This window comes from Ramlibacter paludis, assembly GCF_022012305.1.
Taxonomy (GTDB): domain Bacteria; phylum Pseudomonadota; class Gammaproteobacteria; order Burkholderiales; family Burkholderiaceae_C; genus Ramlibacter; species Ramlibacter paludis.
In genome coordinates this window covers 740,616-759,982 of the sequence record NZ_JAKLTM010000001.1, presented here as the reverse complement: position 1 = coordinate 759,982, position 19,367 = coordinate 740,616, and the positions used below count along the sequence as shown (strand labels likewise).

The following is a 19,367-nucleotide window of genomic DNA, read 5'->3' as shown; positions in this document are numbered from 1 at the left end:
TTTCCCGGCGCGACAACTACATTGGATGGATCATGGAACGCACTCCTGTCCTCTTCGTCTCGCACGGCGCGCCCACCTTCGCGCTGGAACCGGGCCGCCTCGGCCCCCAACTCACCGCGCTCGGCAAGGCGCTGCCGCGCCCGAAGGCGCTGCTGGTCGTGTCGCCGCACTGGATGACGCGCGGCCTGCGCGTAGCCGCTACCGCCGCGCCTGCCACCGTGCACGACTTCGGCGGCTTCCCGCGCGCCTTGTTCGAACTGCAGTACCCGGCCCCGGGCGCCCCCGCGCTGGCGCGGCGCACGCAGGAAGTGCTGCGCGCTGCCGGCTGGCCCGCGGAACTCGACGAACACCAGGGCCTGGACCACGGCGCCTGGGTGCCGCTGCGCTTCCTCTATCCCGCTGCCGACGTGCCGGTGTTCCAGCTCTCGCTGCCCGCGGCCCTCGACGCGAAGCAGGCCTATGCGCTCGGCCAGGCGCTGCGCCCGCTGCGCGACGAAGGCGTGCTGGTGGTCGGCTCCGGCTCGCTGACGCACAACCTCTACGAGTTCCGCATGCACGACGACGGCCACGAAGCGGACTACGCCCGCGAATTCGCGGCCTGGGTGCGCCAGGTGGTGGAGGCGCGCGACGACGAGCGCCTGCAGCAGACGCTGGCGATCGCGCCGCACGCGAAGCGCGCGCACCCGACGGCGGAACACTTCCTGCCCCTGCTGGTGGCCGCGGGCGCCGCGGCGCCGGACGACCGGGTGCAGACGCTGGAAGGCGGCATCACCTACGGCGTGCTGTCCATGGACTCCTACGTGTTCGGGGGCGCAGCGTCATGAACGGCGCACTGGTCCTGCAGGCACCGGCGCAGCCGACCGAACTGGTTCTGCTGTTCCACGGCGTGGGCGCGAGCCCGCGCGACCTGGCCCCCGTGGGCGCGCGCATTGCGGAAGCGCGGCCCTCCGCCTTCGTGGCCAGCATTGCCGCGCCCGATGCCTCCGACTTCGGAACCGGCCGGCAATGGTTCTCGGTGCGCGGCGTGACCGAAGACAACCGGCCGGCGCGCGTGCGCGAGACCCTGCCGCGCTTCCTGGCGACCGTGCGCGACTGGCAACAGCGCGCCGGCGTCGGCGCGGCGCAGACCACGCTGGTCGGCTTTTCGCAGGGCGCAATCATGGCGCTGGCTTCGACCGCCCAGGCGGACCCGCCGGCCGCGCACGTGGTCTCGCTGTCGGGCCGCTACGACGCCTTGCCGGAGCAAGCGCCACGCGGCGTGCGCATCCACTTCATCCACGGTGACGCCGACCCGGTGATCCCGGCCGCCCATGCCTACGCGGCTTCGCAAAGGCTGCAGGCGCTGGGCGGCGACGCCAGCTACGACGCCATCGCCGGGCTCGGCCACGGCATCGACGCCCGCGCGCTGGAGATCCTGCTGCAAAGGCTGGCCGCATGACCACGCTGGAGCTTTCGCCGCGCAGCCTGCGCTTCGTGCCGCAGGACGTCGTTGCGCCGGTCGGTCCGCAATTGCTGGTCGACGCAGTGCTGCGCCACGCGCCACCCACAGCGCTGGAGGCGGAGACGGCGATCGAGGTGATCGAGGACGCGGTGATGCCGCTGCATCGCCGGCTGCCGGGGGGCGGTGAACTGCTGGTGCGTGGAGGCGCGGAAGTTCAGGCCCTGCTGCAAATCGCGGGCGCGACGCTGGACGCGGACACGATCGAAGCCTTGTTCACGCGGGCGGCGGCGGTGGCGCAAGGGCGGCCGGCCGCGAGCGAGCCGGTGCTGGCGCAACCGGCCGTCTTCGCCTGCTTGTTGATCCTGCGCGAGGTGCTGCACCACCTCGGCTTTCCGGCGCTCCGGCTGGAGCGCTGACTACCCGATCACCACCACCCGGGCATTGGGGAAGCGTGCATACGGGTCGTAGCCGCGCATGCCTTCGCGCAAGGTGGGTTCATGCTTCTCCGCCAGGCGGAGGCGCTGCGCCGGCGTGCAACGCCACATCACGTCCAGCAGGTCCTGGTCGAAGCGAAGCAGCACGGGGGCCGCATAGGGGTAGCGGGCGCCGGGTTCGTCCATGATGGACCAGGAGATCACCACGTTGCCGTTGGGCGTCTGCGCGGCCAGGGAATGCGGCGGGAACAGGTGCTTGTACGCCTGCCAGAAGACCGAGCGCACGTTGTCCAGCGAACCCACGCCCACGTGCGGCGGCTGGGTCGTGGTGGGCTGGCTCTCGGGAGCGTCGTACTTGCCGGCGCTGCGGAACGTCATCCAGACCGAAGTCTTGCCCGGACGGTCGGGGGCGCTGGCCGAAAGATTCCTGTCCATCTGAAACCTCCAGGGGATCGAATGGTAGGGAGGCTTTTCGGCTGAAATCTGTAGGACAGGACCCACAAGCGTGTCGGAGGCAGGCTTGCTGTCGGGTACTTTCGGGGTATCGGGCTCAAGCCCATCTATCATGCGGGTCAGGGAGCACTAACTCGCCGAGCCAGGGCAACGACGCCGAGCCGGCAGAAACCACGCGCAAATGCCCAACATCGCCGTTGTCCTGAAGGAAGAGATCGCCCGGCTGGCACGCAAGGAACTGCGGTCCCAGACGCAGGAACTGAAGAAGGCCTCCGTCCAGTATCGAAGCCACATCGCCGCCTTGCGCAAGCGCGTCGAAACGCTGGAACGCCAGCTCAAGAAGGTCAACCGCGCCGCCGGCCGCAACGTCGCCTCCGCGGCATCGGAAGAGGGCTCGGACGAATCCACTTCCCGCCGCTTCAGCCCCACGCGACTGGCGGCCCAACGCCAGAAGCTCGGCCTGTCGGCGGCGGACTTCGCGGCGCTGATCGGCGTTTCGGGGCAATCGGTCTACAAGTGGGAGCATGGCGAGTCGCGCCCCCGCGCGCGCCAGCTGGAAGCCATCGCCGCCCTGCGCGGCATCGGCAAGCGCGAAGCCAACACCCGCCTCGAGCAGTTGCGCAAGGGCTGATCCGTTCGCTCCCGCGCATGGCTCGGGCGCCGTCCTAAAAGATCGATGGAGAGAAGCTGACAGGGCAGGCGCCGGCTTGCGGCGACCCTAGGGGCATGGACAGAGACCCCATCGACCTTTCCCGCGGCGAACTGGATTTCCTCAAGCACCTGCTGCAGGACCTCCAGCAGGAACTGGGCTGCGGCCGCCCGGCCACCGACGCAGAGCTGACGGCGGCCGTCACGCACTCGCTGGCCACCCTGCAGTCCGACGGGCGGGACTGCCCGCCGCTGGAAGCCAGGCCCCGGCCCGTGTTGCCGATCCGCACTATTCCTTGAACAGCGTCTCGATCACCCCGCGCAGCCAGCGGTTGCCGGGGTCGGCCTCGAAGCGCCGGCTCCAGTGCAGCGCCACCACGAAGTCGCGCTGCGGAAATTCCGGCTCGACGATCGCGTAGCCGCCTTCGAAGCCGCGCGCGATGTTGCGCGGCATCACCGCCGCCAGGTCGGTGGCCGCGACGATCGCCGGCAGCACCATGAAGTGCTCCGTCACCAGCCGCATCCGGTTCTCCAGCCGCAGCTGCTGCACGATGCGCAGCGTGTCGGCATGCGAGCGCACCCCGACGAATTCGAGCTCCCGCAACGCCTCCAGCAGCGCCTTGCCGGCGCGCCGCTTGCGCGCGAAGGGATGGCCCGCGCGCAGCAGCACCACGTAGCGGTCCTTCAGCAGCTGCAGCCGCTGCGTCTCCTTGACCATCGGCAGGAAGCCGAAGGCGAAGTCGATGCGGCCCGCGTCCAGCGCTTCGGTGATCTGCTCGCGCGGCAGCGGCCGCGTCTCGATGCGCACGCCGGGCGCCTGTTCGCGCAAGGTCACCATCAGCTGCGGCAGGAATCGGCTCTCGCCGATGTCGCTCATGTGGATGTGGAAGCTGCGGGTGGCCTGCGCCGGGTCGAAGCCCGCGGTGTCGGCGAGCGCCTGCTCCAGCGTGGCCAGTGCCTGCCGCACCGGTTCGGCCAGGCGATGCGCCTTGGGGGTGGGCTGCACGCCGCCGGCGCCGCGCATGAAGAGCGGGTCGTGGACCAGCGTGCGCAATCGCGTCAGGCCCTGGCTCGCGGCAGGCTGCGTGAGGTCCAGCAGTTCGGCCGCGCGGCTCACGTTGCGCGTGCGATAGACCGCGTCGAACAGCCGCAGCAGGTTGAGGTCGACGTCCTTGATGTGCATCGGCTGGATAGGGTCCGGCCGATTATCTCCGTGCCGCGTACCAGGCCAGCAGGTCGAGGTCTTCCACCGGCACCTGGCTGACCGCGGCGGTCATCGCCTGCGTGTAGCCCGGCCGCCCGCCCGAGTGGAAGCCGCGCAGGCTTTCCCGCAGGTAGTCCTCGTGCTGCCCCGCGATCCGCGGCACCTGTTGGCCGCCGGCCAGGTCGGCGCCGTGGCAGAACACGCACTTGTGCTGCTCCGCGAGCGCTCGGCCCTTGGCCATCCGCGCCGCATCCGGCGGCGTCGCCGGCGCCGGCGGGGGCACGGCGGGCAAGGTGCCGATGTAGTCGGAGAAGCCTCGCAGGTCATCGTCGCTCAAGGTCTTGGCGACCGCCGTCATCGCTTCGTTGCTGCGACGGCCTTCGCGGAACAGGAACAGCTGGGTGGCGGCATACAGCGAAGGCTGGCCCGCCAGCACCGGCGCCAGCTCGCTGCGGCCCTGCGGGCCGTGGCAGGCCGCGCACAGGCCGGCGAAGCGCGCGGCATAGTCCGGCGCCGGCGCCTTCGCAGCCGATGCGGGCCTCGCAGCCGGCGCCTTCTTCGCCTGGCCGCCGGCCTGGGGCGCAGCCAGCAGCAAGGCCAGTGCCGTCGCGCAAGCCAGCAGCGAAGCAGCGCCCTTGACCATCACTTGCCGTAGCTGATGCGGTAGATGGCGCCCGCGTGGTCGTCGCTCACCAGCAGCGAGCCGTCCTTCATCACCAGGAAGTCGACCGGGCGGCCGAGGTACTGGTTGTTCTCGACGAAGCCGGTCATGAAGGGTTCGACCTTGGCGCCGCCCTTGCCGTCCGGATAGCCTACGTAGACGCCGTTGTACTTGGTGGTGCGGTTCCACGGCCCGTGCACGGCGATGAACATCGCGCCCTGGTACTTGGGCGGGAACATCTTGCCGGTGTAGAACTTCAAGCCCAGCGAACCCGCGTGCGCGCCCAGCAGGGCGGCCGGCTTCTGGTAGTCGCCGCAGGACTTGCCCCAGCCGAATTCCGGATCCGGGATGTTGCCCTGGTGGCAGTACGGATAGCCGAAGTGCTGCTGGCCGGGCTTGGTGACCACGTTCAGTTCGTCGTTGGGCAGCTCCTCGCTGAACCAGTCGCGGCCGTTGTCGGTGAACCAGAGGTTGCCGGTCTTGGGATCGAAGTCGAAGCCCACGGTATTGCGCACGCCGGAGGCGATGGTCTCGACGCCGCTGCCGTCGAGGTTCATGCGGTAGATCTTCGCCCATTCGCCCGGGTCGCAGATGTTGCAGGGCGCCCCGACGGCGTAATAGAGCTTGTTGTCGCGGATGCGCAGGAATTTCCAGCTGTGGTCGCCGCCGCCCGGCAGCTTGTCGTAGATCACCTTGGGCTCGCCGAGGTTGTCCATGCGGTTGTCGACGTTGTCCCAGCGGTAGATCTTCTCGTTGGTCGCCAGGAACAGGCTGCCGTTGGCGTACTCGATGCCGGTCGCGAAGGGCATCTTGTCGATGATCACCCTGGCCTGGCGGTTGCCCTGCTCGGGAACCATGTAGACCTTGTTGGCGACGAACAGCGAGCTGACGATGACGCTGCCGTTCGGCCCCTGCCGCAGCCCGCGCGCATCCAGGATGCCCGAGGCCCAGGTCTCCACCTTGAAGCCCGGTGGCAGCTTGAACTTGGACGTCGGCAGCTTGTCGGGCGCCGTGGGGATCGGGAAGGCCGGCACGGGCGCCATCTTCATCGCGCTGTCGTTGGCCTTGGGCCGTCCCTTGGCCCATCCGGGTTCATCCGCGGGTGGGGTTTGCGCCAGCGACGCGAGGCCGATACAGCAAAGCCCTGCGAGTACAACAAGCGAGCGAACATGCTTCATGACTTGTCTCCTTCGGTTTCCGGGAGCGCGATTCTGTGGCGAAGCCCCCGGCCCGGCAATAGGGAAAGAGGGAAGTTACTCGCATGCATCCAATGCATGTCGCTTAGTCGCCTCATTGGATTGATCGATGGCGCCCACTGCGCCAAACTGCCCCGTTGGTCCCGGAGGCAAGACATTGGAAGTTTCGTTCAGCAAGGAAATCGAGTCGCTGCGCCTGGGCGCGGGCGACACCTTCCACGGCGAGGGCATCCTCGCCATCACCAAGGCGCTGCTGCAGTCCGGCGTGGCCTACATCGGCGGCTACCAGGGCGCGCCGGTGTCGCACCTGCTGGACGTGATGGTGCAGGCCAAGGAATACATGGACCAGCTGGGCGTGCACGTCGAAGCCTGCTCCAACGAAGCGTCGGCCGCGGCGATGCTGGGCGCCTCCATCCACTACCCGCTGCGCGGCGCCGTCACCTGGAAGTCGATCGTCGGCACCAACGTGGCGTCCGACGCCCTGTCCAACCTCTCCTCGCCGGGCGTCACCGGCGGCGCGCTGATCGTCGTGGGCGAAGACTACGGTGAAGGCGCCTCGGTGATCCAGGAGCGCACGCACGCCTACGCCATGAAGTCCAGCATGTGCCTGCTGGACCCGCGGCCGGACCTGGGTGTGATGACCCGCATGGTGGAGGAAGGCTTCCGGCTGTCGGAAGCGTCGAACATGCCGACCATCCTGGAGCTGCGCATCCGCGCCTGCCACGTGCGCGGCAGCTTCGCGACCAAGGACAACGTGTCGCCCGCCGTGTCGACGCGCGCGCTGATGGAAGACCCCAGCGCCTTCGACTACATGAAGCTGGCGCACCCGCCGGTCACCTTCCGCCACGAGAAGCTCAAGGGCGAGCAGCGCATTCCGGCCGCCCGCAAGTACATCGTGGAGAACCGGCTCAACGAGCTGTTCCCGGGTCGGCATGACGACCTGGGCATCATCGTGCAGGGCGGCCTCTACAACTCGCTGGTCCGCAGCCTGCAGCAGCTGGGCCTGGCCGACGCCTTCGGCGAGAGCGAGATCCCCCTGCTGGTGCTGAACGTCACCTACCCGATCGTTCCGGAGCAGGTGGCGGACTTCTGCATCGGCAAGCGGTCCGTGCTGGTGGTGGAGGAAGGCCAGCCCGAATACATCGAGCAGGAGATCGCGACCTTGCTGCGGCGGCGCGACGTGCAGACCCGCCTGCATGGCAAGGACCTGCTGCCCGCGGCCGGCGAGTACAGCGTGGAAGTGCTGTCCACCGGCCTCACGCAGTTCGCGTCCGCCTACCTGCCCGGCCCTGCGACCGAAGAAGCGCGGCGCTGGCTCACCGGCAACACGGAGCGCAGGCAGGCCGCGGCCGCAGCCCTCGCGAAACCCCTGCCGGCGCGGCCGCCGGGATTCTGCATCGGCTGCCCGGAACGGCCGGTGTTCTCGGCGCTCAAGCTGGCGCAGGAACAGATCGGCAATGTGCACGTCGCCGCCGACATCGGCTGCCACGCCTTCGGCACCTTCGAGCCCTTCTCCATGGGCCACTCGATCCTGGGCTACGGCATGTCGCTGGCCTCGCGCGCCGGCGTCTCGCCGATGATGCAGCGGCGCACGCTGGCCATCATGGGCGACGGCGGCTTCTGGCACAACGGCCTGCTCACCGGCGTGCAGAGCGCGCTCTTCAACGGCGACGACGCCGTGCTGCTGATCTTCAAGAATGGCTACACCTCGGCCACCGGTACGCAGGAGATCATCTCCACGCCCAGGGAGGACGCGCGCTTCGAGGCCACCGACAAGGGCGCGAGCATCGTCCACACCAACCAGACCATCGAATCCGCGCTGCGGGGGCTGGGGGTGCAGTGGATGCGCACCGTCACCACCTACGAGGTGGAGAAGATGCGCGCCACCATCACCGATGCCTTCACCAGCGACTTCAACGGCCTGAAGGTGATCATCGCCGAGGGCGAATGCCAGCTGGAACGCCAGCGCCGCATCAAGCCCTGGCTGGCCAACCTGCTGAAGAAGGGCGAGCGCGTGGTGCGCGTGAAGTACGGCGTGGACGAAGACGTGTGCAACGGCGACCACGCCTGCATCCGCCTCTCCGGCTGCCCCACGCTGACCATCAAGGACAACCCCGATCCGCTCAAGGTGGATCCGGTGGCGACCGTGATCGACGGCTGCGTCGGCTGCGGCCTGTGCGGCGCCAACGCGCATGCCGCCACGCTGTGCCCCAGCTTCTACCGCGCCGAAGTCGTGCAGAACCCCAAGTGGCACGAGCGCCTGTTCAACTCCTTTCGCGGCGCCATCGTGCGCGCCCTGCAGCCCGCATGAAACAGAAACCGATCTCCCTGCTGATCTGCGCCCTGGGCGGCGAAGGCGGCGGCGTGCTGACCGAATGGCTTGTCGACATCGCCCGCCACGCCGGCTATCCCGCGCAGGCCACGTCGATTCCCGGCGTGGCGCAGCGCACCGGCGCGACCACCTACTACATCGAGGTGTTCCCGGCGACCCTGGCGGAACTCGCCGGCCGGCGTCCGGTGTTCAGCCTGAACCCCGTGCCGGGCGCGCTCGACGCGATGATCTCTTCCGAGTTGCTGGAGACGGCGCGCCAGGTCGGCAACGGCCTGCCCTCGCCCGAGCGCACGCTGGTCATCACCTCCTCGGCGCGCACCCTGACCACGCAGGAACGCATGCAGATGGCCGACGGCCGCGCCGACGACGCCGACCTGCTGAAGCTGGTGCGCCAGTTCAGCCGCGCGCACCAGGTGTTCGACATGGCCGCCATCGCAAAGGAGGCCGGAACGGTCGTCAGCGCCGTCATGCTGGGCGCGATCGCGGGCAGCGGCCTGTTCCCGTTCAAGCGCGAGGACTACGAAGCCGTGGTGAAGGCCGGCGGCAAGGGCGCCGAAGCCAGCCTGCGCGGCTTTGCCAGGGCCTTCGAGATCGTGGCGCAAGGCAAGGCGCAGAGCGACTTCGTCGCGCAGGTGCTGGCGCCGCAGCTTGACCCGGCCGGCACGCTCGCGCCGCAGGCCTCGCCGCCGCATCACGCCGCCCACTTCCCGGCATCGGTGCACGAGATGTTCGGCCTGGGCTACGCCCGCCTGCTCGAATACCAGGGCCGCGACTACGCCGAGCTCTACGTGCAGCGCCTGCAGCAGGTGCTGGCCGCCGAGCGCGAGGCCGATCCGGCCGAAGCGCGCGGCCACGCCACCACGCGCGAGATGGCCCGCTGGCTGGCGCTGTGGATGGCTTTCGACGACATCGTGCGCGTGGCCGACCTCAAGAGCCGGGCCTCGCGCTGGTCGCGCGTCAAGGGCGAGGTGAAGCTGGGCGACGCCGACCTGCTCAAGCTGTACGACCACTTCAAGCCCGGCGTGCCCGAGTTCGCCGCGCTGCTGCCGCCGGCTTTCGCCGGCAGGCTGGTGGCCTGGGACCGCAAGCGCGTGTCCGACGGCAGGCAACCCTGGGCACTGCCGCTGAAGGTCGGCACCCACAGCGTGCTCGGCATGCTGTCGCTGCGCACCCTGGCCTCGCTCAAGTGGCTGCGCGTGCGCGGCAGCCGCTACGCCGTGGAACAGCAGATGATCGAGAAGTGGCTGCAAGGCGTGGTGCAAGGCACGCGCCGTGACTGGCAGCTCGGACACGAGATCGCGCTGTGCGGCCGCCTGATCAAGGGCTACGGCGTCACCAACGAACGCGGCAAGGAGAACCTGCTGCACGTGCTGGACCACCTGGCCCACGCCGCCGATGCGGCCGCCGCGGTGCGCGCCGCGCGCGAGGCCGCACTGGCCGACGACGCCGGCAAGGCGCTCGACGCCACGCTGGTGCAGCACGGCGCGCCGCCGCGGCCCGTCAAGGCGGTGCCGATCCGCTGGATGCGCAAGCCCAAGCTCGGTGAAACCACCAAGGCTGCATGAACAGCTTCGTTATATAACGTAATCGATTTTCGAGACACCAACCTGCAGGAGACAGACATGAACAAGCGCCTTTCCCCGTTCCAACCGGCCGCCCTGGCCCTCGCCGCGGCGCTGGCCCTCGCCACCGGCGCCGTGCAGGCGCAGGACAAGCCCGTGGCGCTCAAGCTTTCCAGCTGGGTGCCCGCGCAGCACGCGTTGAACCCGGCGCTGGCCGCCTGGGCCGAGGACATCAAGAAGCAGTCCGGCGGCACCATCACCTCCACGCTGTTCCCCTCCGAGCAGCTGGGCAAGGCCTTCGACCACTACGACATGGCGCGCGACGGCATCAGCGACTTCTCGTACGTGAACCCGGGCTACCAGCCGGGCCGCTTCCCCGTCTTCGCGGCCTCGTCGCTGCCCTTCATGGTGAGCAACGCCAAGGCCGGTTCCGCCGCCATCGATTCCTGGTACCGCCAGTACGCGGCGAAGGAAATGAAGGACGTGCATTTCTGCTTCGCCTTCGCCCACGACCCGGGCGCGCTGCACTCGAAGAAGAAGGTGGTGCTGCCTACCGAGATCAAGGGCATGAAGATCCGCCCGGCCACCAGCACCATCGGCCAGATGGTCACCACGCTGGGCGGCACCAACGTGCAGTCGTCGGCGCCGGAAGCGCGCGACATGCTGGAGCGCGGCGTCGCCGAGGCGATCACCTTCCCCTGGGGCTCGCTCAACCTGTTCGGCATCGACAAGGTGGTGAAGTACCACATGGACGTTCCGCTGTACGTCACGCCCTTCGTCTGGGTGATGAACAACGACAAGTACAACGCCATGTCGGCGGCGCAGAAGAAGGTGATCGACGACCACTGCACCAGCGAATGGGCCGAGAAGATCGGCAGCGCCTGGGCCGATTTCGAGATCGCCGGCCGCGCCAAGATCGCCGCCGAGGCGGGCCACGAGGTCTACAAGCTCACGCCCGACCAGCTCACCGCCTGGCGCACCGCGGTGCAGCCGGTGGAAGTGCAGTGGGCCGACGGCGTGAAGAAGGCCGGCGGCGACCCCAAGCAGGTGCTCGACTCGTTCAAGGCCAGCCTGGGCAAGTACAAGTCCGCGCTGTAACCTTCCGGACCTGACCCGGGCCGGCGTGCCACTCGGTACGCCGGCCCTTTTCACACGCGGCGCCATGGACAAGAAACAGAACTTCGCCGACCGCTTCATCAACACGATCGAATGGCTCGCCGCCATCTTCGTGGGGATCGTCGCGCTCAACATCTTCGTCAACGTGCTGCTGCGCAAGTTCTTCAGCACGTCGATCCCCGACTCGTACGACTTCGGCCGCATGCTGCTGGGCATCCTGATCTTCTGGGGCATCGCCGCCACCAGCTACCGCGGCGGCCACATCACGGTGGACCTGGTCTGGGCCGCGGTGGGCAGGAACAAGAAGCGCCTGATCGACGTCTTCGCCACGCTGGTGCTGCTGTTCGTGGTGACGGTGCAGACGGCCATGCTGTTCGACAAGGTGCGCGGCACTTTCACCGACCACGTGCTCACCTACGACCTGAACATCCCGACCTGGCCCTTCTACGCCGTGGCGTGGATAGGCGACGTCTGCGCCGTGATCCTGATCGCGATCCGCACCTGGCGCCTGGTCTTCAAGCCGGAAGCGCTGCACGACGAGCACTTCGAACAGAAAGCCATGGAATGAGCAACGATCTCGTCGCCCTGACCGGGTTCATTGCCCTGTTCGCGCTGATGCTGCTGCGGGTGCCCGTCGGCATGGCCATGGGCCTGGTCGGCATCACCGGCTACGGCTACCTCACCGGCTTCGCCCCGGCGCTGAAACTGGTCGGCCAGACCTCGATGCGCACGGTCACCGACTACACCTTCGGCGTGATCCCCATGTTCATGCTGATGGGCGCCTTCGTTTCGGTCTCCGGCGTGAGCCGCGAGCTGTTCAAGGCGGCCAACTCGCTGATCGGGCACCTGCGCGGCGGCCTCGGCGTCGCCACCGTGCTGGCCTGCGGCGGCTTTGCCGCCATCTGCGGCTCCTCGGTCGCGACGGCGGCCACGTTCTCCAGCGTGGCCTACCCGGAAATGCGCCGCTTCGGCTACCCGCAGTCCTTCTCCACCGGGGTGATCGCGGCCGGCGGCACGCTGGGCGCGATGCTGCCGCCCTCGACGGTGCTGGCGGTGTACGCCATCCTGACGCAGCAGGACATCGGCAAGCTGTTCATGGCCGGCGTGATCCCGGGCCTGTTCGCGATGCTGCTGTACGTGGTCACCATCATGATCATCGTCAAGGTGCGCCCCGACTGGCTGCCGCGCGGCGAAGCCAAGCCCTGGAGCGAGCGCGTGGTGGACCTGAAGAACGTCTGGGCGCCGCTGGTGCTGTTCCTGTTCGTGATCGGCGGCCTGTACGGCGGCTTCTTCACGCCGACGGAAGCGGGCGGCGTGGGCGCCAGCGGCGCCTTCCTGCTGGGACTGATCCGCGGCAAGCTCGATCGCGCCAAGATCAAGGAAGCGCTGCTCTCGGCCACGCGCACGGCGGCCGCCGTGTTCACCGTGCTGATCGGCGCGCTGATGTTCGGCTACTTCCTGACCATCACGCAGACGCCGCAGAAGCTGACCGAGTTCCTGACGGCGCTGGGCATAGGCCGCTACGGCGTGCTGGCCATGATCATGATCATGTACTTGGTGCTCGGCTGCCTGATGGACGCCATGGCGATGATCATCCTGACCGTGCCGATCATCTTCCCCGTGATCACGCAGCTGGGCTTCGACCCCATCTGGTTCGGCGTGATCATCGTGATGACGGTGGAACTCGGGCTGATCCATCCGCCGGTGGGCATGAACGTGTTCGTGATCAAGAGCGTGGTGCAGGACGTGAGCTTCACCACCATCTTCAAGGGCGTGCTGCCCTTCGTGGCCACCGACCTGTTCCGCCTGGTCGTGCTGATCTCCTTCCCGATCATCGCGCTCTGGCTTCCGGGGAAAATGGGCTGACCATGGCCAAGGAAATCGTCTACACCCAGCGCGTCGAGTTCGGCGACTGCGACCCGGCGCGCATCGTCTGGTTTCCCAACTTCTTCCGCTGGATCGACGCGGCCTCGCGGCACTTCTTCATCGCGTGCGGCGTGCCGGACTGGAACGAGACGGAGAAGCTGTGGGGCGTGATCGGCACCCCGCTGGTCGACACGCACGCGAAGTTCATGAAGACCGCCAGCTACGGCGACGTGCTGCAGATCCACGTGAGCGTCGCCGAGTGGCGCGGCAAGAGTTTCGTGCAGCGTTACCGCATCGTCCGGGGCGATGACGCGATCATGGAGTGCGAGGAAGTGCGCATCTTCGCGGCGCGCAAGGAAGGCGATGCCACCGGCATCCGCGCCGTGCCGGCGCCGGAGGAGATCCGCAGGCTCTGCGAGTAAGGGGCGCGGCTACTTCCGCCGCGCCGTCGAAGCCCGCACATCGCACTTCAGCACGGTGGCCATGTGCTTCATCGCCGCCGCCTTCGCGCCCGGCGTTTCCGCCGCGGTGCAGTCGGCCGGCGCCCAGACCTTGAAGCCGCGCATGAAGGCGTCCGCCGCCGTCAGCTGCACGCACATGTCGGCCGCCAGGCCGCAGACGAAAAGCTCCTTCGCCTCCATCTCGCGCAGCACCAGCTCCAGCGGCGAGCAATAGAAGGCCGAGTGGCGCGGCTTCAGCAGCGTGAGGTCGGTGGCGCGCGGCGCCAGCAGGCGCGCGATCTCGCCGGCCTCGCCGTCGCGGCCGGTCAGCTGCGAGACCAGGCTGTGGAAGTCGGACTGCCAGACGCCGTAGTTGTCGTTGCAATAGACCACCGCGATGCCCTGCCGGTCGCAGCGGTCGCGCAGCTTCGCTGCGGCCTTGGCAGCGCGCAACGCCGGTGCCGCCAGCTTTTCCGCGCCGGGGAAGTCCAGCGGGTTGATGAAGTCGATGAGGAGGAGCGCCCGTTCGCTGTGGGGCACCTGCGCGTGGGGCATCATGGTGCGCACCATGGTAAAGGCCGCCCGGAGGCGGCCTTTGTAGGAGAGCGCCGAAGCTACTTCTTGCCCAGGCCCATGCGGGCGGCACCTTCGGTGTACAGCTTGGTCTTGTCCGCCATGAAGGCATCCATCTGCTCGACGCCGACGTTCACCAGCTCGAAGCCGCTCTTGGCCGCCAGCTCCTTCATCTCGGCGTCGTTGTTCATGCTGCGCCACATGTCGGAGATGCGCTTGCGCGCTTCCGGCGGCGTCGACTTGGGCATGCCGATGCCGCGGTAGGCGCCATCGACCCAGTCCACGCCCAGCTCCTTGAAGGTGGGCACGTTGGGCATCAGGGGGTGGCGCTTCTCCATCGCGACGGCCAGCGGGCGCACGCCCTTGTCCATGTTGGCGATGGCGAAGGGGGTGTACGTCATGGCGCCGTCGACCTGGGCGCCGATCACCGAAGCGGCGAGGTCGCCGGTGCCCTTGAAGGGCACGTACAGCGTCTTCACGCCGAAGGCGGCATCGAGGCGCTCGTGCGCCGCGTGGTTGGCGGAGTACTGGCCGGAGCCGGCCAGGCTCAGCTTGCCGGGGTTGGCCTTGGCGGCGGCCAGGAACTCCTGGAAGTTCTTGATCGGGCTCTTGGCGTTGACCACCAAGATGTCCGGCGTGAAGTGGAACCAGTACACCGGAACGACGTCGCCGGTCTTGTACTGCACGTCGCCCTGGATCGGCTGGAACACGATGTGCGGCAGGTTGACGCCCACCACGTTCAGGCCGTCGGCCGGCAGCTGGTTCATCTGCGACCACATCAGCGCGCCGCCGGCGCCGGCCTTGTACTGGATGATCGTCTCGATGCCGGGGCACTTCTTGTGCAGCACCAGCTGCTGGTGGCGGGCCGACAGGTCGGACTCGCCGCCGGGCGGGAAGGCCTGCCAGTACTGCAGGTTTTTTTCTGGGCAGGCCTGGGCCATGGCCAGGGGTGCCAGCAAGGCCAGGCCGAGGGCCGAAATCAGTCGCTTCATTGCTTGTCTCCTGCGGGTCTATGCCGTCGTATGGCACGTCACTTTAGGGAAAAGCGCAGTGGACGACCAGCCCGGGATTCAAGGCATTGTTAACCGGCCCTCAAGAATGGGCCGGATTCAGAGCGCGCGGTTGAGGTCGACTTCCAGGCCGGCCTGCTTCATCGCGCGGGCCAGCAGCAGGCGCCAGACGCCGCTGTCCTCGATGGTGTGGTGCGCCAGGCCGGACAGCGCAGCGGGGCCCTCGCCGGTTTGCAGCACGAACACCTTCGCGCGGCCGAGCGTCGCCAGCAGGAAGCCGATCTCGATCTGGCGCTCGGCCTGCAGCACCAGCGCGAAGTCGGCCTCGCGCAGGCGCTCCAGCACTTCGAGCGAAGCGCCGTCGGCGCCGGGTTCCTGGCTGATCACCGGCTCGAGCCCGAGTTCGGCGATGAAGGTGGTGACCGCTTCGCCGTTGTTGTCGTCGCGGCAGACGATCGCGATGCGCGGCGTGCGGCCGGGGGCCGCGGCGGGAACGGGAGCGGACATGGAGGCTTTCGGGGCAGGAGCGGGGGTCGCGGCAGGGGCGGGCGCGGCCGTGGGCTTGGGGGTGGGCGCCGGAGTCGGCGCCGGAGTCGGCGCGGGGGTCGGCGCGGGGGTCGGCTTCGGCGTCGGGGCCGGTGTGGGGGCCGGGGTCGGCTTGGGAGTCGGGGCCGGCGTCGGAGCGGGGGTGGGCTTCGGGGTAGGCGCGGGCGTGGGGGCCGGTGTGGGCGCTGGCGTGGGGGCTGGTGTCGGCGCCGGCGTTGGCGCGGGCGTTGGCGCAGGGGTCGGCGCGGGCGTCGGTTCGGGCGTGGGGGCTGGCGTCGGCGCAGGGGTCGGTGCTGCCGTTGGGGCCGGGGTCGGTTCGGGCGCCGCCTCCGGCGCGGCGGCCTGCGGCGGCTTGTCCACCGCCAGCTTGCTGATCGCGTCGAGCCGGATGATCGCCTGCTGGATGGCCGCGCGCAGGCAGTCGTGGAATTCACCCAGGGTGTAGCGCTCGCCGAAGGTCGAATCGAGCGCGGAGTCCAGCGGCGGGATCGCCTGCTTCTTGTACTCCGGCGTACCGGCGCCCAGCACGTCGGCCACGTGCGCGTTGACCTTGCGCTGCATCACTTCCAGGCGGCCATCCCAGCGGTCCTGGATGACGGAGACGTCGAAGCCGCGCAGCTCGCGGATGGTCCGGCCGATTTTCTCGAGGTGGGCGCGCTCGTGCGTGCCGACGGACTTGGACATGCATTTCCTCCTGCCTGGATGCGACTCTACCTTGTCGCGGCACAATCCCGGCATGGACAACGCTCTCCCGGACGCGAAGGAAGCCCGCCTGTCGCGCCTGAACGCCGCCGTCGCCCTGTCGGTGGCGCTCCTGGGCACCGTGATGGGCGTCTGCAAGGTCAAGGACGACAACATCGTGCAGGCCATGCAGCAGGCGCAGGCCGACAAGATCGACCACTGGGCCTTCTACCAGGCGCGCAACCTGCGCGAAGAAGTCGCGAAGTCCACGCTGGTGCTGCTGCGCCTGCAGGCCGCGGGACGCCCGGCGGCGGAGCGCGCCGGCTACGACGCGGCGATCGCGCAGTACGAGAAGCTGGCGGCGGACCAGGCGCAGAAGAAGGAAGAACTGCGCCTGCAGGCCGGCCGCGACCAGCAGCAGTACGACGCGCTGAACTACCGCGACGACCAGTTCGACCTGGCCGACGCCGCCATCTCGATCGCCATCGCGGCGCTGGCCGTGGCCTCGCTCACGCAGGCCTGGTGGCTGTATGGCGTGGCGATGATTCCCGGGCTATTCGGCACCGCCATGGGGGTCGCCGGACTGGCAGGGTGGCATCTGCATCCCCAGGCGTTGGCGCAGCTGTTGTCCTGACGGCGTCACAGCACCAGGATCGCCCGGAAGTCGTTCACGTTCGTGTGCGTGGGCCCGGTCACCACCAGGTCGCCCAGCGCATCGAAGTAGCCATAGGCGTCGTTGCGCCCCAGGTAGGCATCGATCTTCATGCCTTGCGCCAGCGCGCGCGCCAGCGTGTCCGGCGCGACGAACGCGCCCGCGTTGTCCTCCACGCCGTCGATGCCGTCGGTGTCGGCGGCCAGCGCCCAGACGCGCTCCTGGCCTTGCAGCGCCAGCGCCAGCCCCAGGCAGAACTCGCCAGCCCGGCCGCCGCGGCCGCGCGGCGTGCCTTCGGGCTGCTTCCGCACCGTCACCGTGGTCTCGCCGCCGGAGAGGATCACGCACGGCCGGGCGAAGGGCTGGGCGCGATGCGCGACGGCGCGCGCCAGGGCCGCATGCACCTTGCCGACTTCGCGCGACTCGCCTTCCATCTCGTCGCTGAGGATGTGCGCCTCCAGGCCGGCCGCGCGCGCCGCGTCGGCGGCGGCCTCCAGCGACTGCTGCGGCGTGGCGATCATGTGCACCGACTGGCCGGCGAAGGCCGGATCGCCCGGCTTCGGCGTTTCCAGCGCGCCCTGCTCCAGCAGGCTCATGATGGCGCCCGGCACCGCGATGCCATAGCGCTGCAGGATGGCCACGGCGTCGGCGCAGCTGCTGGCATCAGGCACCGTCGGGCCGCTGGCGATCACCGAGGGATCGTCGCCGGGCACGTCGCTGATCGTGAGCGTGACCACCTGCGCCGGCGCGCAGGCCGCGGCGAGGCGTCCGCCCTTGATGCGCGACAGGTGCTTGCGCACGCAGTTCATCTCGCCGATGTTGGCCCCGGAATTCAGCAACTCGCGGTTGATGCGCTGCTTCTCCTCGAGCGTGAGGCCTTCGGCCGGCAACGTGAGCAAGGCGGAGCCGCCGCCGGAGATCAGGCACAGCACCAGGTCATCGGCGGTCAGCCCCTGGGTCAAGGCAAGGATGCGCTGCGCCGCCTCGAGGCCGGCCGCGTCCGGCACCGGGTGCGAGGCCTCGACCACCTCGATGCGCTGCGGCGGGCCCGCGGGCCGCGGCGGCGTGTGGTGGTAGCGGGTGACGACCAGGCCCGACAGCGGCGCATCCGCCGGCCACAGCGCCTCGACCGCCTGCGCCATGGAGCCGCCGGCCTTGCCGGCACCGATCACGATGGTGCGGCCCTTGGGCGGCGGCGGCAGGAAGGCCGCGGTGTTGTGCAGCGGCAAGGCGCGGTGCACGGCCGCGCGGTACAGGTGTTCGAGGAAGGCGCGCGGTTCGGCGCGGGGATCGGGCGCGGTCATGGTTGCGATTGTGCCGCCGTAACCGCGCCGTAACTCAGTTCAGCTTGGCGCCGTCCAGGAACCACTGGCCGATCAAGGCGCGCTCGGCGTCCGTGATCTGCGTGGCGTTGTTCATCGGCATGGTCTTGGCCACCACCGCCTGCTGGTAGACCGCCTGCGCGTGCTGCTTCACCGCCTCGGGCGTGTCGAGCCGCACGTTCTTCATCTGCACCTGCGCGCCGTGGCACATGGAGCAGCGCTGCTCCAGCACCTTCTGCACCGAGGCGAAGTTCGCGGTGGCGGCGGGCGCCTTCGCCAGCGCGCCGGCGTCGGGCGCCAGCCAGGCGATGGTGGCCGCGATCACCGCAACGCCCACCAGCGCATAGCCGGCGGGATGCTTGTTGCGACCGAGTTTCCAGCCATGGCGCATCACGAAGAACTGGCGGATGGCCGCGCCGGCGAACATCATCAGGATCAGCACCAGCCAGTTCAGCTTGCTGGTGGTGAGGAAGCTGTAGTGGTTGGACAGCATCGCGAACAGCACCGGCAGCGTGAAGTAGGTGTTGTGCACGCTGCGCTGCTTGCCGCGCACGCCGTGGATGGGATCCACCGGCGTGCCGGCCTTGATGGAGGCGATCACCTTCTTCTGGCCGGGGATGATCCAGAAGAACACGTTCGCGCTCATCGCGGTGGCGATCATCGCGCCCACCAGCAGGAAGGCGGCGCGGCCGGCGAACCAGTGGCACGCCAGCCAGGCCGCCACGCACACGAGCAACAGCACGAGGCCGCCGACGATGGCATCGCCGTTCTTGCGCTGGCCGAAGGCCTGGCAGATGGCGTCGTACAGGATCCAGAACACCACCAGGAAGGACAGCGCCACGGCGATGGCGGCGCCGGGCGACCAGTTCATGAGCGACTTGTCGACGAGGTAGGTGCTGGCGTTCCACAGGTAGCTGACCGTGAAGAGCGCGAAGCCCGACATCCAGGTGGAATAGCTTTCCCAGAAGAACCAGTGCAGGTGCGGCGGCAGTTGCGGCGGCTGCACCGCGTACTTCACCGGGTGGTAGAAGCCGCCACCGTGCACGGCCCAGAGCTCGCCGGTGGCGCCTTCGCGGCGCAGGCCCTCGTCCGCGGGCGGCGTGAGGCTGCTATCCAGGAAGACGAAGTAGAAGGACGAGCCGACCCAGGCGATCGCGGTGATGACGTGCACCCACCGCAGCAGCAGGTTGGCCCAGTCGAGGAGATAGCTTTCCATGGCTGTCTATCCGA

Annotated in this window: 21 protein-coding genes; 12 read left to right on the top strand and 9 right to left on the bottom strand. The window is 68.9% G+C overall.

Going from position 1 to position 19,367, the window contains the following annotated elements:
- Nucleotides 1–32 precede the first annotated feature (32 nt).
- Genes LZ009_RS03985 through LZ009_RS03975 form a run of 3 tightly spaced genes read left to right on the top strand, consistent with a single transcriptional unit; the run spans nucleotide 33 to nucleotide 1,857 of the window.
- Nucleotides 33–824, top strand: coding sequence for a dioxygenase family protein (locus tag LZ009_RS03985; RefSeq protein WP_275696572.1), 792 nt, complete (start codon nucleotides 33–35; stop codon nucleotides 822–824).
- Nucleotides 821–1,438 (top strand): esterase, encoded by a 618-nt coding sequence (ypfH, locus tag LZ009_RS03980; RefSeq protein WP_275696571.1) that lies wholly within the window; start codon nucleotides 821–823, stop codon nucleotides 1,436–1,438. The genes LZ009_RS03985 and ypfH overlap by 4 nt, the downstream gene beginning before the upstream one ends.
- The gene (locus LZ009_RS03975) at nucleotides 1,435–1,857 is read left to right on the top strand and encodes a hypothetical protein (protein WP_275696570.1); all 423 of its coding nucleotides are present in this window, start codon (nucleotides 1,435–1,437) and stop codon (nucleotides 1,855–1,857) included. Before ypfH ends, LZ009_RS03975 begins: the two co-directional genes overlap by 4 nt.
- Here LZ009_RS03975 and LZ009_RS03970 read toward each other — a convergent pair whose 3' ends face one another.
- The gene (locus LZ009_RS03970; RefSeq protein ID WP_275696569.1) at nucleotides 1,858–2,310 is read right to left on the bottom strand and encodes a hypothetical protein; all 453 of its coding nucleotides are present in this window, start codon (nucleotides 2,308–2,310) and stop codon (nucleotides 1,858–1,860) included.
- A 199-nt stretch (nucleotides 2,311–2,509) separates the two neighbouring features.
- On the opposite strand from LZ009_RS03970, the gene LZ009_RS03965 reads away from it, so the two are divergent.
- Together LZ009_RS03965 and LZ009_RS03960 are read left to right on the top strand one after the other, a co-directional pair.
- Nucleotides 2,510–2,959 carry a helix-turn-helix domain-containing protein gene (locus tag LZ009_RS03965; RefSeq protein ID WP_275696568.1) on the top strand — a complete coding sequence of 150 codons (450 nt, stop codon included), beginning with the start codon at nucleotides 2,510–2,512 and terminating at the stop codon, nucleotides 2,957–2,959.
- A 95-nt stretch (nucleotides 2,960–3,054) separates the two neighbouring features.
- The gene (locus LZ009_RS03960) at nucleotides 3,055–3,276 is read left to right on the top strand and encodes a hypothetical protein (protein ID WP_275696567.1); all 222 of its coding nucleotides are present in this window, start codon (nucleotides 3,055–3,057) and stop codon (nucleotides 3,274–3,276) included.
- Here the strand turns inward: LZ009_RS03960 and LZ009_RS03955 are convergent.
- The 3 genes from LZ009_RS03955 to LZ009_RS03945 are packed head-to-tail and all read right to left on the bottom strand — an operon-like array spanning nucleotide 3,266 to nucleotide 6,019.
- Entirely contained in the window at nucleotides 3,266–4,159 is an 894-nt protein-coding gene (locus LZ009_RS03955) for a LysR family transcriptional regulator (RefSeq protein ID WP_275696566.1), read from the bottom strand. The two genes, LZ009_RS03960 and LZ009_RS03955, sit on opposite strands and share 11 nt — an antisense overlap.
- Nucleotides 4,160–4,181: 22 nt before the next feature.
- Nucleotides 4,182–4,823, bottom strand: a complete 642-nt coding sequence (locus LZ009_RS03950) for a c-type cytochrome (protein WP_275696565.1) — start codon at nucleotides 4,821–4,823, stop codon at nucleotides 4,182–4,184.
- Complete coding sequence (locus LZ009_RS03945; protein ID WP_275696564.1) at nucleotides 4,823–6,019, bottom strand: PQQ-dependent sugar dehydrogenase; 1,197 nt, start codon at nucleotides 6,017–6,019, stop codon at nucleotides 4,823–4,825. The genes LZ009_RS03950 and LZ009_RS03945 overlap by 1 nt, the downstream gene beginning before the upstream one ends.
- Nucleotides 6,020–6,194: 175 nt before the next feature.
- Between LZ009_RS03945 and LZ009_RS03940 the strand changes: the two genes are divergently transcribed.
- The 6 genes from LZ009_RS03940 (at nucleotide 6,195) to LZ009_RS03915 (ending at nucleotide 13,335) form a co-directional block, all read left to right on the top strand.
- On the top strand, nucleotides 6,195–8,348 hold the full coding sequence (locus LZ009_RS03940; RefSeq protein WP_275696563.1) for an indolepyruvate ferredoxin oxidoreductase subunit alpha: 2,154 nt from the start codon (nucleotides 6,195–6,197) through the stop codon (nucleotides 8,346–8,348).
- Nucleotides 8,345–9,934, top strand: a complete 1,590-nt coding sequence (locus LZ009_RS03935) for an indolepyruvate oxidoreductase subunit beta family protein (protein ID WP_275696562.1) — start codon at nucleotides 8,345–8,347, stop codon at nucleotides 9,932–9,934. Before LZ009_RS03940 ends, LZ009_RS03935 begins: the two co-directional genes overlap by 4 nt.
- 57 nt (nucleotides 9,935–9,991) lie before the next feature.
- Nucleotides 9,992–11,029 (top strand): TRAP transporter substrate-binding protein, encoded by a 1,038-nt coding sequence (locus LZ009_RS03930; RefSeq protein WP_275696561.1) that lies wholly within the window; start codon nucleotides 9,992–9,994, stop codon nucleotides 11,027–11,029.
- 64 nt (nucleotides 11,030–11,093) lie between these two features.
- Nucleotides 11,094–11,615, top strand: coding sequence for a TRAP transporter small permease (locus LZ009_RS03925; RefSeq protein WP_275696560.1), 522 nt, complete (start codon nucleotides 11,094–11,096; stop codon nucleotides 11,613–11,615).
- Nucleotides 11,612–12,913 carry a TRAP transporter large permease gene (locus tag LZ009_RS03920; RefSeq protein WP_275696559.1) on the top strand — a complete coding sequence of 434 codons (1,302 nt, stop codon included), beginning with the start codon at nucleotides 11,612–11,614 and terminating at the stop codon, nucleotides 12,911–12,913. The genes LZ009_RS03925 and LZ009_RS03920 overlap by 4 nt, the downstream gene beginning before the upstream one ends.
- A 2-nt stretch (nucleotides 12,914–12,915) precedes the next feature.
- On the top strand, nucleotides 12,916–13,335 hold the full coding sequence (locus LZ009_RS03915) for an acyl-CoA thioesterase (RefSeq protein WP_275696558.1): 420 nt from the start codon (nucleotides 12,916–12,918) through the stop codon (nucleotides 13,333–13,335).
- A 9-nt stretch (nucleotides 13,336–13,344) separates the two neighbouring features.
- Here the strand turns inward: LZ009_RS03915 and LZ009_RS03910 are convergent, their stop codons facing one another.
- The 3 genes from LZ009_RS03910 to LZ009_RS03900 all read right to left on the bottom strand — a co-directional run bounded on the left by LZ009_RS03910 (nucleotide 13,345) and on the right by LZ009_RS03900 (nucleotide 16,166).
- Nucleotides 13,345–13,911, bottom strand: a complete 567-nt coding sequence (locus tag LZ009_RS03910) for a cysteine hydrolase family protein (RefSeq protein ID WP_275696557.1) — start codon at nucleotides 13,909–13,911, stop codon at nucleotides 13,345–13,347.
- Nucleotides 13,912–13,967: 56 nt separating this feature from the next.
- Entirely contained in the window at nucleotides 13,968–14,918 is a 951-nt protein-coding gene (locus LZ009_RS03905) for a tripartite tricarboxylate transporter substrate binding protein (protein ID WP_275696556.1), read from the bottom strand.
- A 117-nt stretch (nucleotides 14,919–15,035) separates the two neighbouring features.
- The gene (locus tag LZ009_RS03900; RefSeq protein ID WP_275696555.1) at nucleotides 15,036–16,166 is read right to left on the bottom strand and encodes a hypothetical protein; all 1,131 of its coding nucleotides are present in this window, start codon (nucleotides 16,164–16,166) and stop codon (nucleotides 15,036–15,038) included.
- Nucleotides 16,167–16,218: 52 nt separating this feature from the next.
- On the opposite strand from LZ009_RS03900, the gene LZ009_RS03895 reads away from it, so the two are divergent.
- Complete coding sequence (locus LZ009_RS03895) at nucleotides 16,219–16,797, top strand: DUF4337 domain-containing protein (RefSeq protein ID WP_275696554.1); 579 nt, start codon at nucleotides 16,219–16,221, stop codon at nucleotides 16,795–16,797.
- 5 nt (nucleotides 16,798–16,802) lie between these two features.
- Here LZ009_RS03895 and LZ009_RS03890 read toward each other — a convergent pair whose 3' ends face one another.
- The gene (locus LZ009_RS03890) at nucleotides 16,803–18,119 is read right to left on the bottom strand and encodes a glycerate kinase type-2 family protein (RefSeq protein ID WP_275696553.1); all 1,317 of its coding nucleotides are present in this window, start codon (nucleotides 18,117–18,119) and stop codon (nucleotides 16,803–16,805) included.
- Nucleotides 18,120–18,153: 34 nt separating this feature from the next.
- Nucleotides 18,154–19,353, bottom strand: coding sequence for a urate hydroxylase PuuD (locus LZ009_RS03885; RefSeq protein ID WP_275696552.1), 1,200 nt, complete (start codon nucleotides 19,351–19,353; stop codon nucleotides 18,154–18,156).
- Between the last annotated feature and the right edge of the window lie 14 nt (nucleotides 19,354–19,367).

Bases quoted from the DNA above. Each gene is read 5' to 3' on its own strand.
- LZ009_RS03985 (WP_275696572.1), top strand. From the start codon at position 33: ATGGAACGCACTCCTGTCCTCTTCGTCTCGCACGGCGCGCCCACCTTC.
- ypfH (WP_275696571.1), top strand. From the start codon at position 821: ATGAACGGCGCACTGGTCCTGCAGGCACCGGCGCAGCCGACCGAACTG.
- LZ009_RS03975 (WP_275696570.1), top strand. From the start codon at position 1,435: ATGACCACGCTGGAGCTTTCGCCGCGCAGCCTGCGCTTCGTGCCGCAG.
- LZ009_RS03970 (WP_275696569.1), bottom strand. From the start codon at position 2,310: ATGGACAGGAATCTTTCGGCCAGCGCCCCCGACCGTCCGGGCAAGACT.
- LZ009_RS03965 (WP_275696568.1), top strand. From the start codon at position 2,510: ATGCCCAACATCGCCGTTGTCCTGAAGGAAGAGATCGCCCGGCTGGCA.
- LZ009_RS03960 (WP_275696567.1), top strand. From the start codon at position 3,055: ATGGACAGAGACCCCATCGACCTTTCCCGCGGCGAACTGGATTTCCTC.
- LZ009_RS03955 (WP_275696566.1), bottom strand. From the start codon at position 4,159: ATGCACATCAAGGACGTCGACCTCAACCTGCTGCGGCTGTTCGACGCG.
- LZ009_RS03950 (WP_275696565.1), bottom strand. From the start codon at position 4,823: ATGGTCAAGGGCGCTGCTTCGCTGCTGGCTTGCGCGACGGCACTGGCC.
- LZ009_RS03945 (WP_275696564.1), bottom strand. From the start codon at position 6,019: ATGAAGCATGTTCGCTCGCTTGTTGTACTCGCAGGGCTTTGCTGTATC.
- LZ009_RS03935 (WP_275696562.1), top strand. From the start codon at position 8,345: ATGAAACAGAAACCGATCTCCCTGCTGATCTGCGCCCTGGGCGGCGAA.
- LZ009_RS03930 (WP_275696561.1), top strand. From the start codon at position 9,992: ATGAACAAGCGCCTTTCCCCGTTCCAACCGGCCGCCCTGGCCCTCGCC.
- LZ009_RS03925 (WP_275696560.1), top strand. From the start codon at position 11,094: ATGGACAAGAAACAGAACTTCGCCGACCGCTTCATCAACACGATCGAA.
- LZ009_RS03920 (WP_275696559.1), top strand. From the start codon at position 11,612: ATGAGCAACGATCTCGTCGCCCTGACCGGGTTCATTGCCCTGTTCGCG.
- LZ009_RS03915 (WP_275696558.1), top strand. From the start codon at position 12,916: ATGGCCAAGGAAATCGTCTACACCCAGCGCGTCGAGTTCGGCGACTGC.
- LZ009_RS03910 (WP_275696557.1), bottom strand. From the start codon at position 13,911: ATGATGCCCCACGCGCAGGTGCCCCACAGCGAACGGGCGCTCCTCCTC.
- LZ009_RS03905 (WP_275696556.1), bottom strand. From the start codon at position 14,918: ATGAAGCGACTGATTTCGGCCCTCGGCCTGGCCTTGCTGGCACCCCTG.
- LZ009_RS03900 (WP_275696555.1), bottom strand. From the start codon at position 16,166: ATGTCCAAGTCCGTCGGCACGCACGAGCGCGCCCACCTCGAGAAAATC.
- LZ009_RS03895 (WP_275696554.1), top strand. From the start codon at position 16,219: ATGGACAACGCTCTCCCGGACGCGAAGGAAGCCCGCCTGTCGCGCCTG.
- LZ009_RS03890 (WP_275696553.1), bottom strand. From the start codon at position 18,119: ATGACCGCGCCCGATCCCCGCGCCGAACCGCGCGCCTTCCTCGAACAC.
- LZ009_RS03885 (WP_275696552.1), bottom strand. From the start codon at position 19,353: ATGGAAAGCTATCTCCTCGACTGGGCCAACCTGCTGCTGCGGTGGGTG.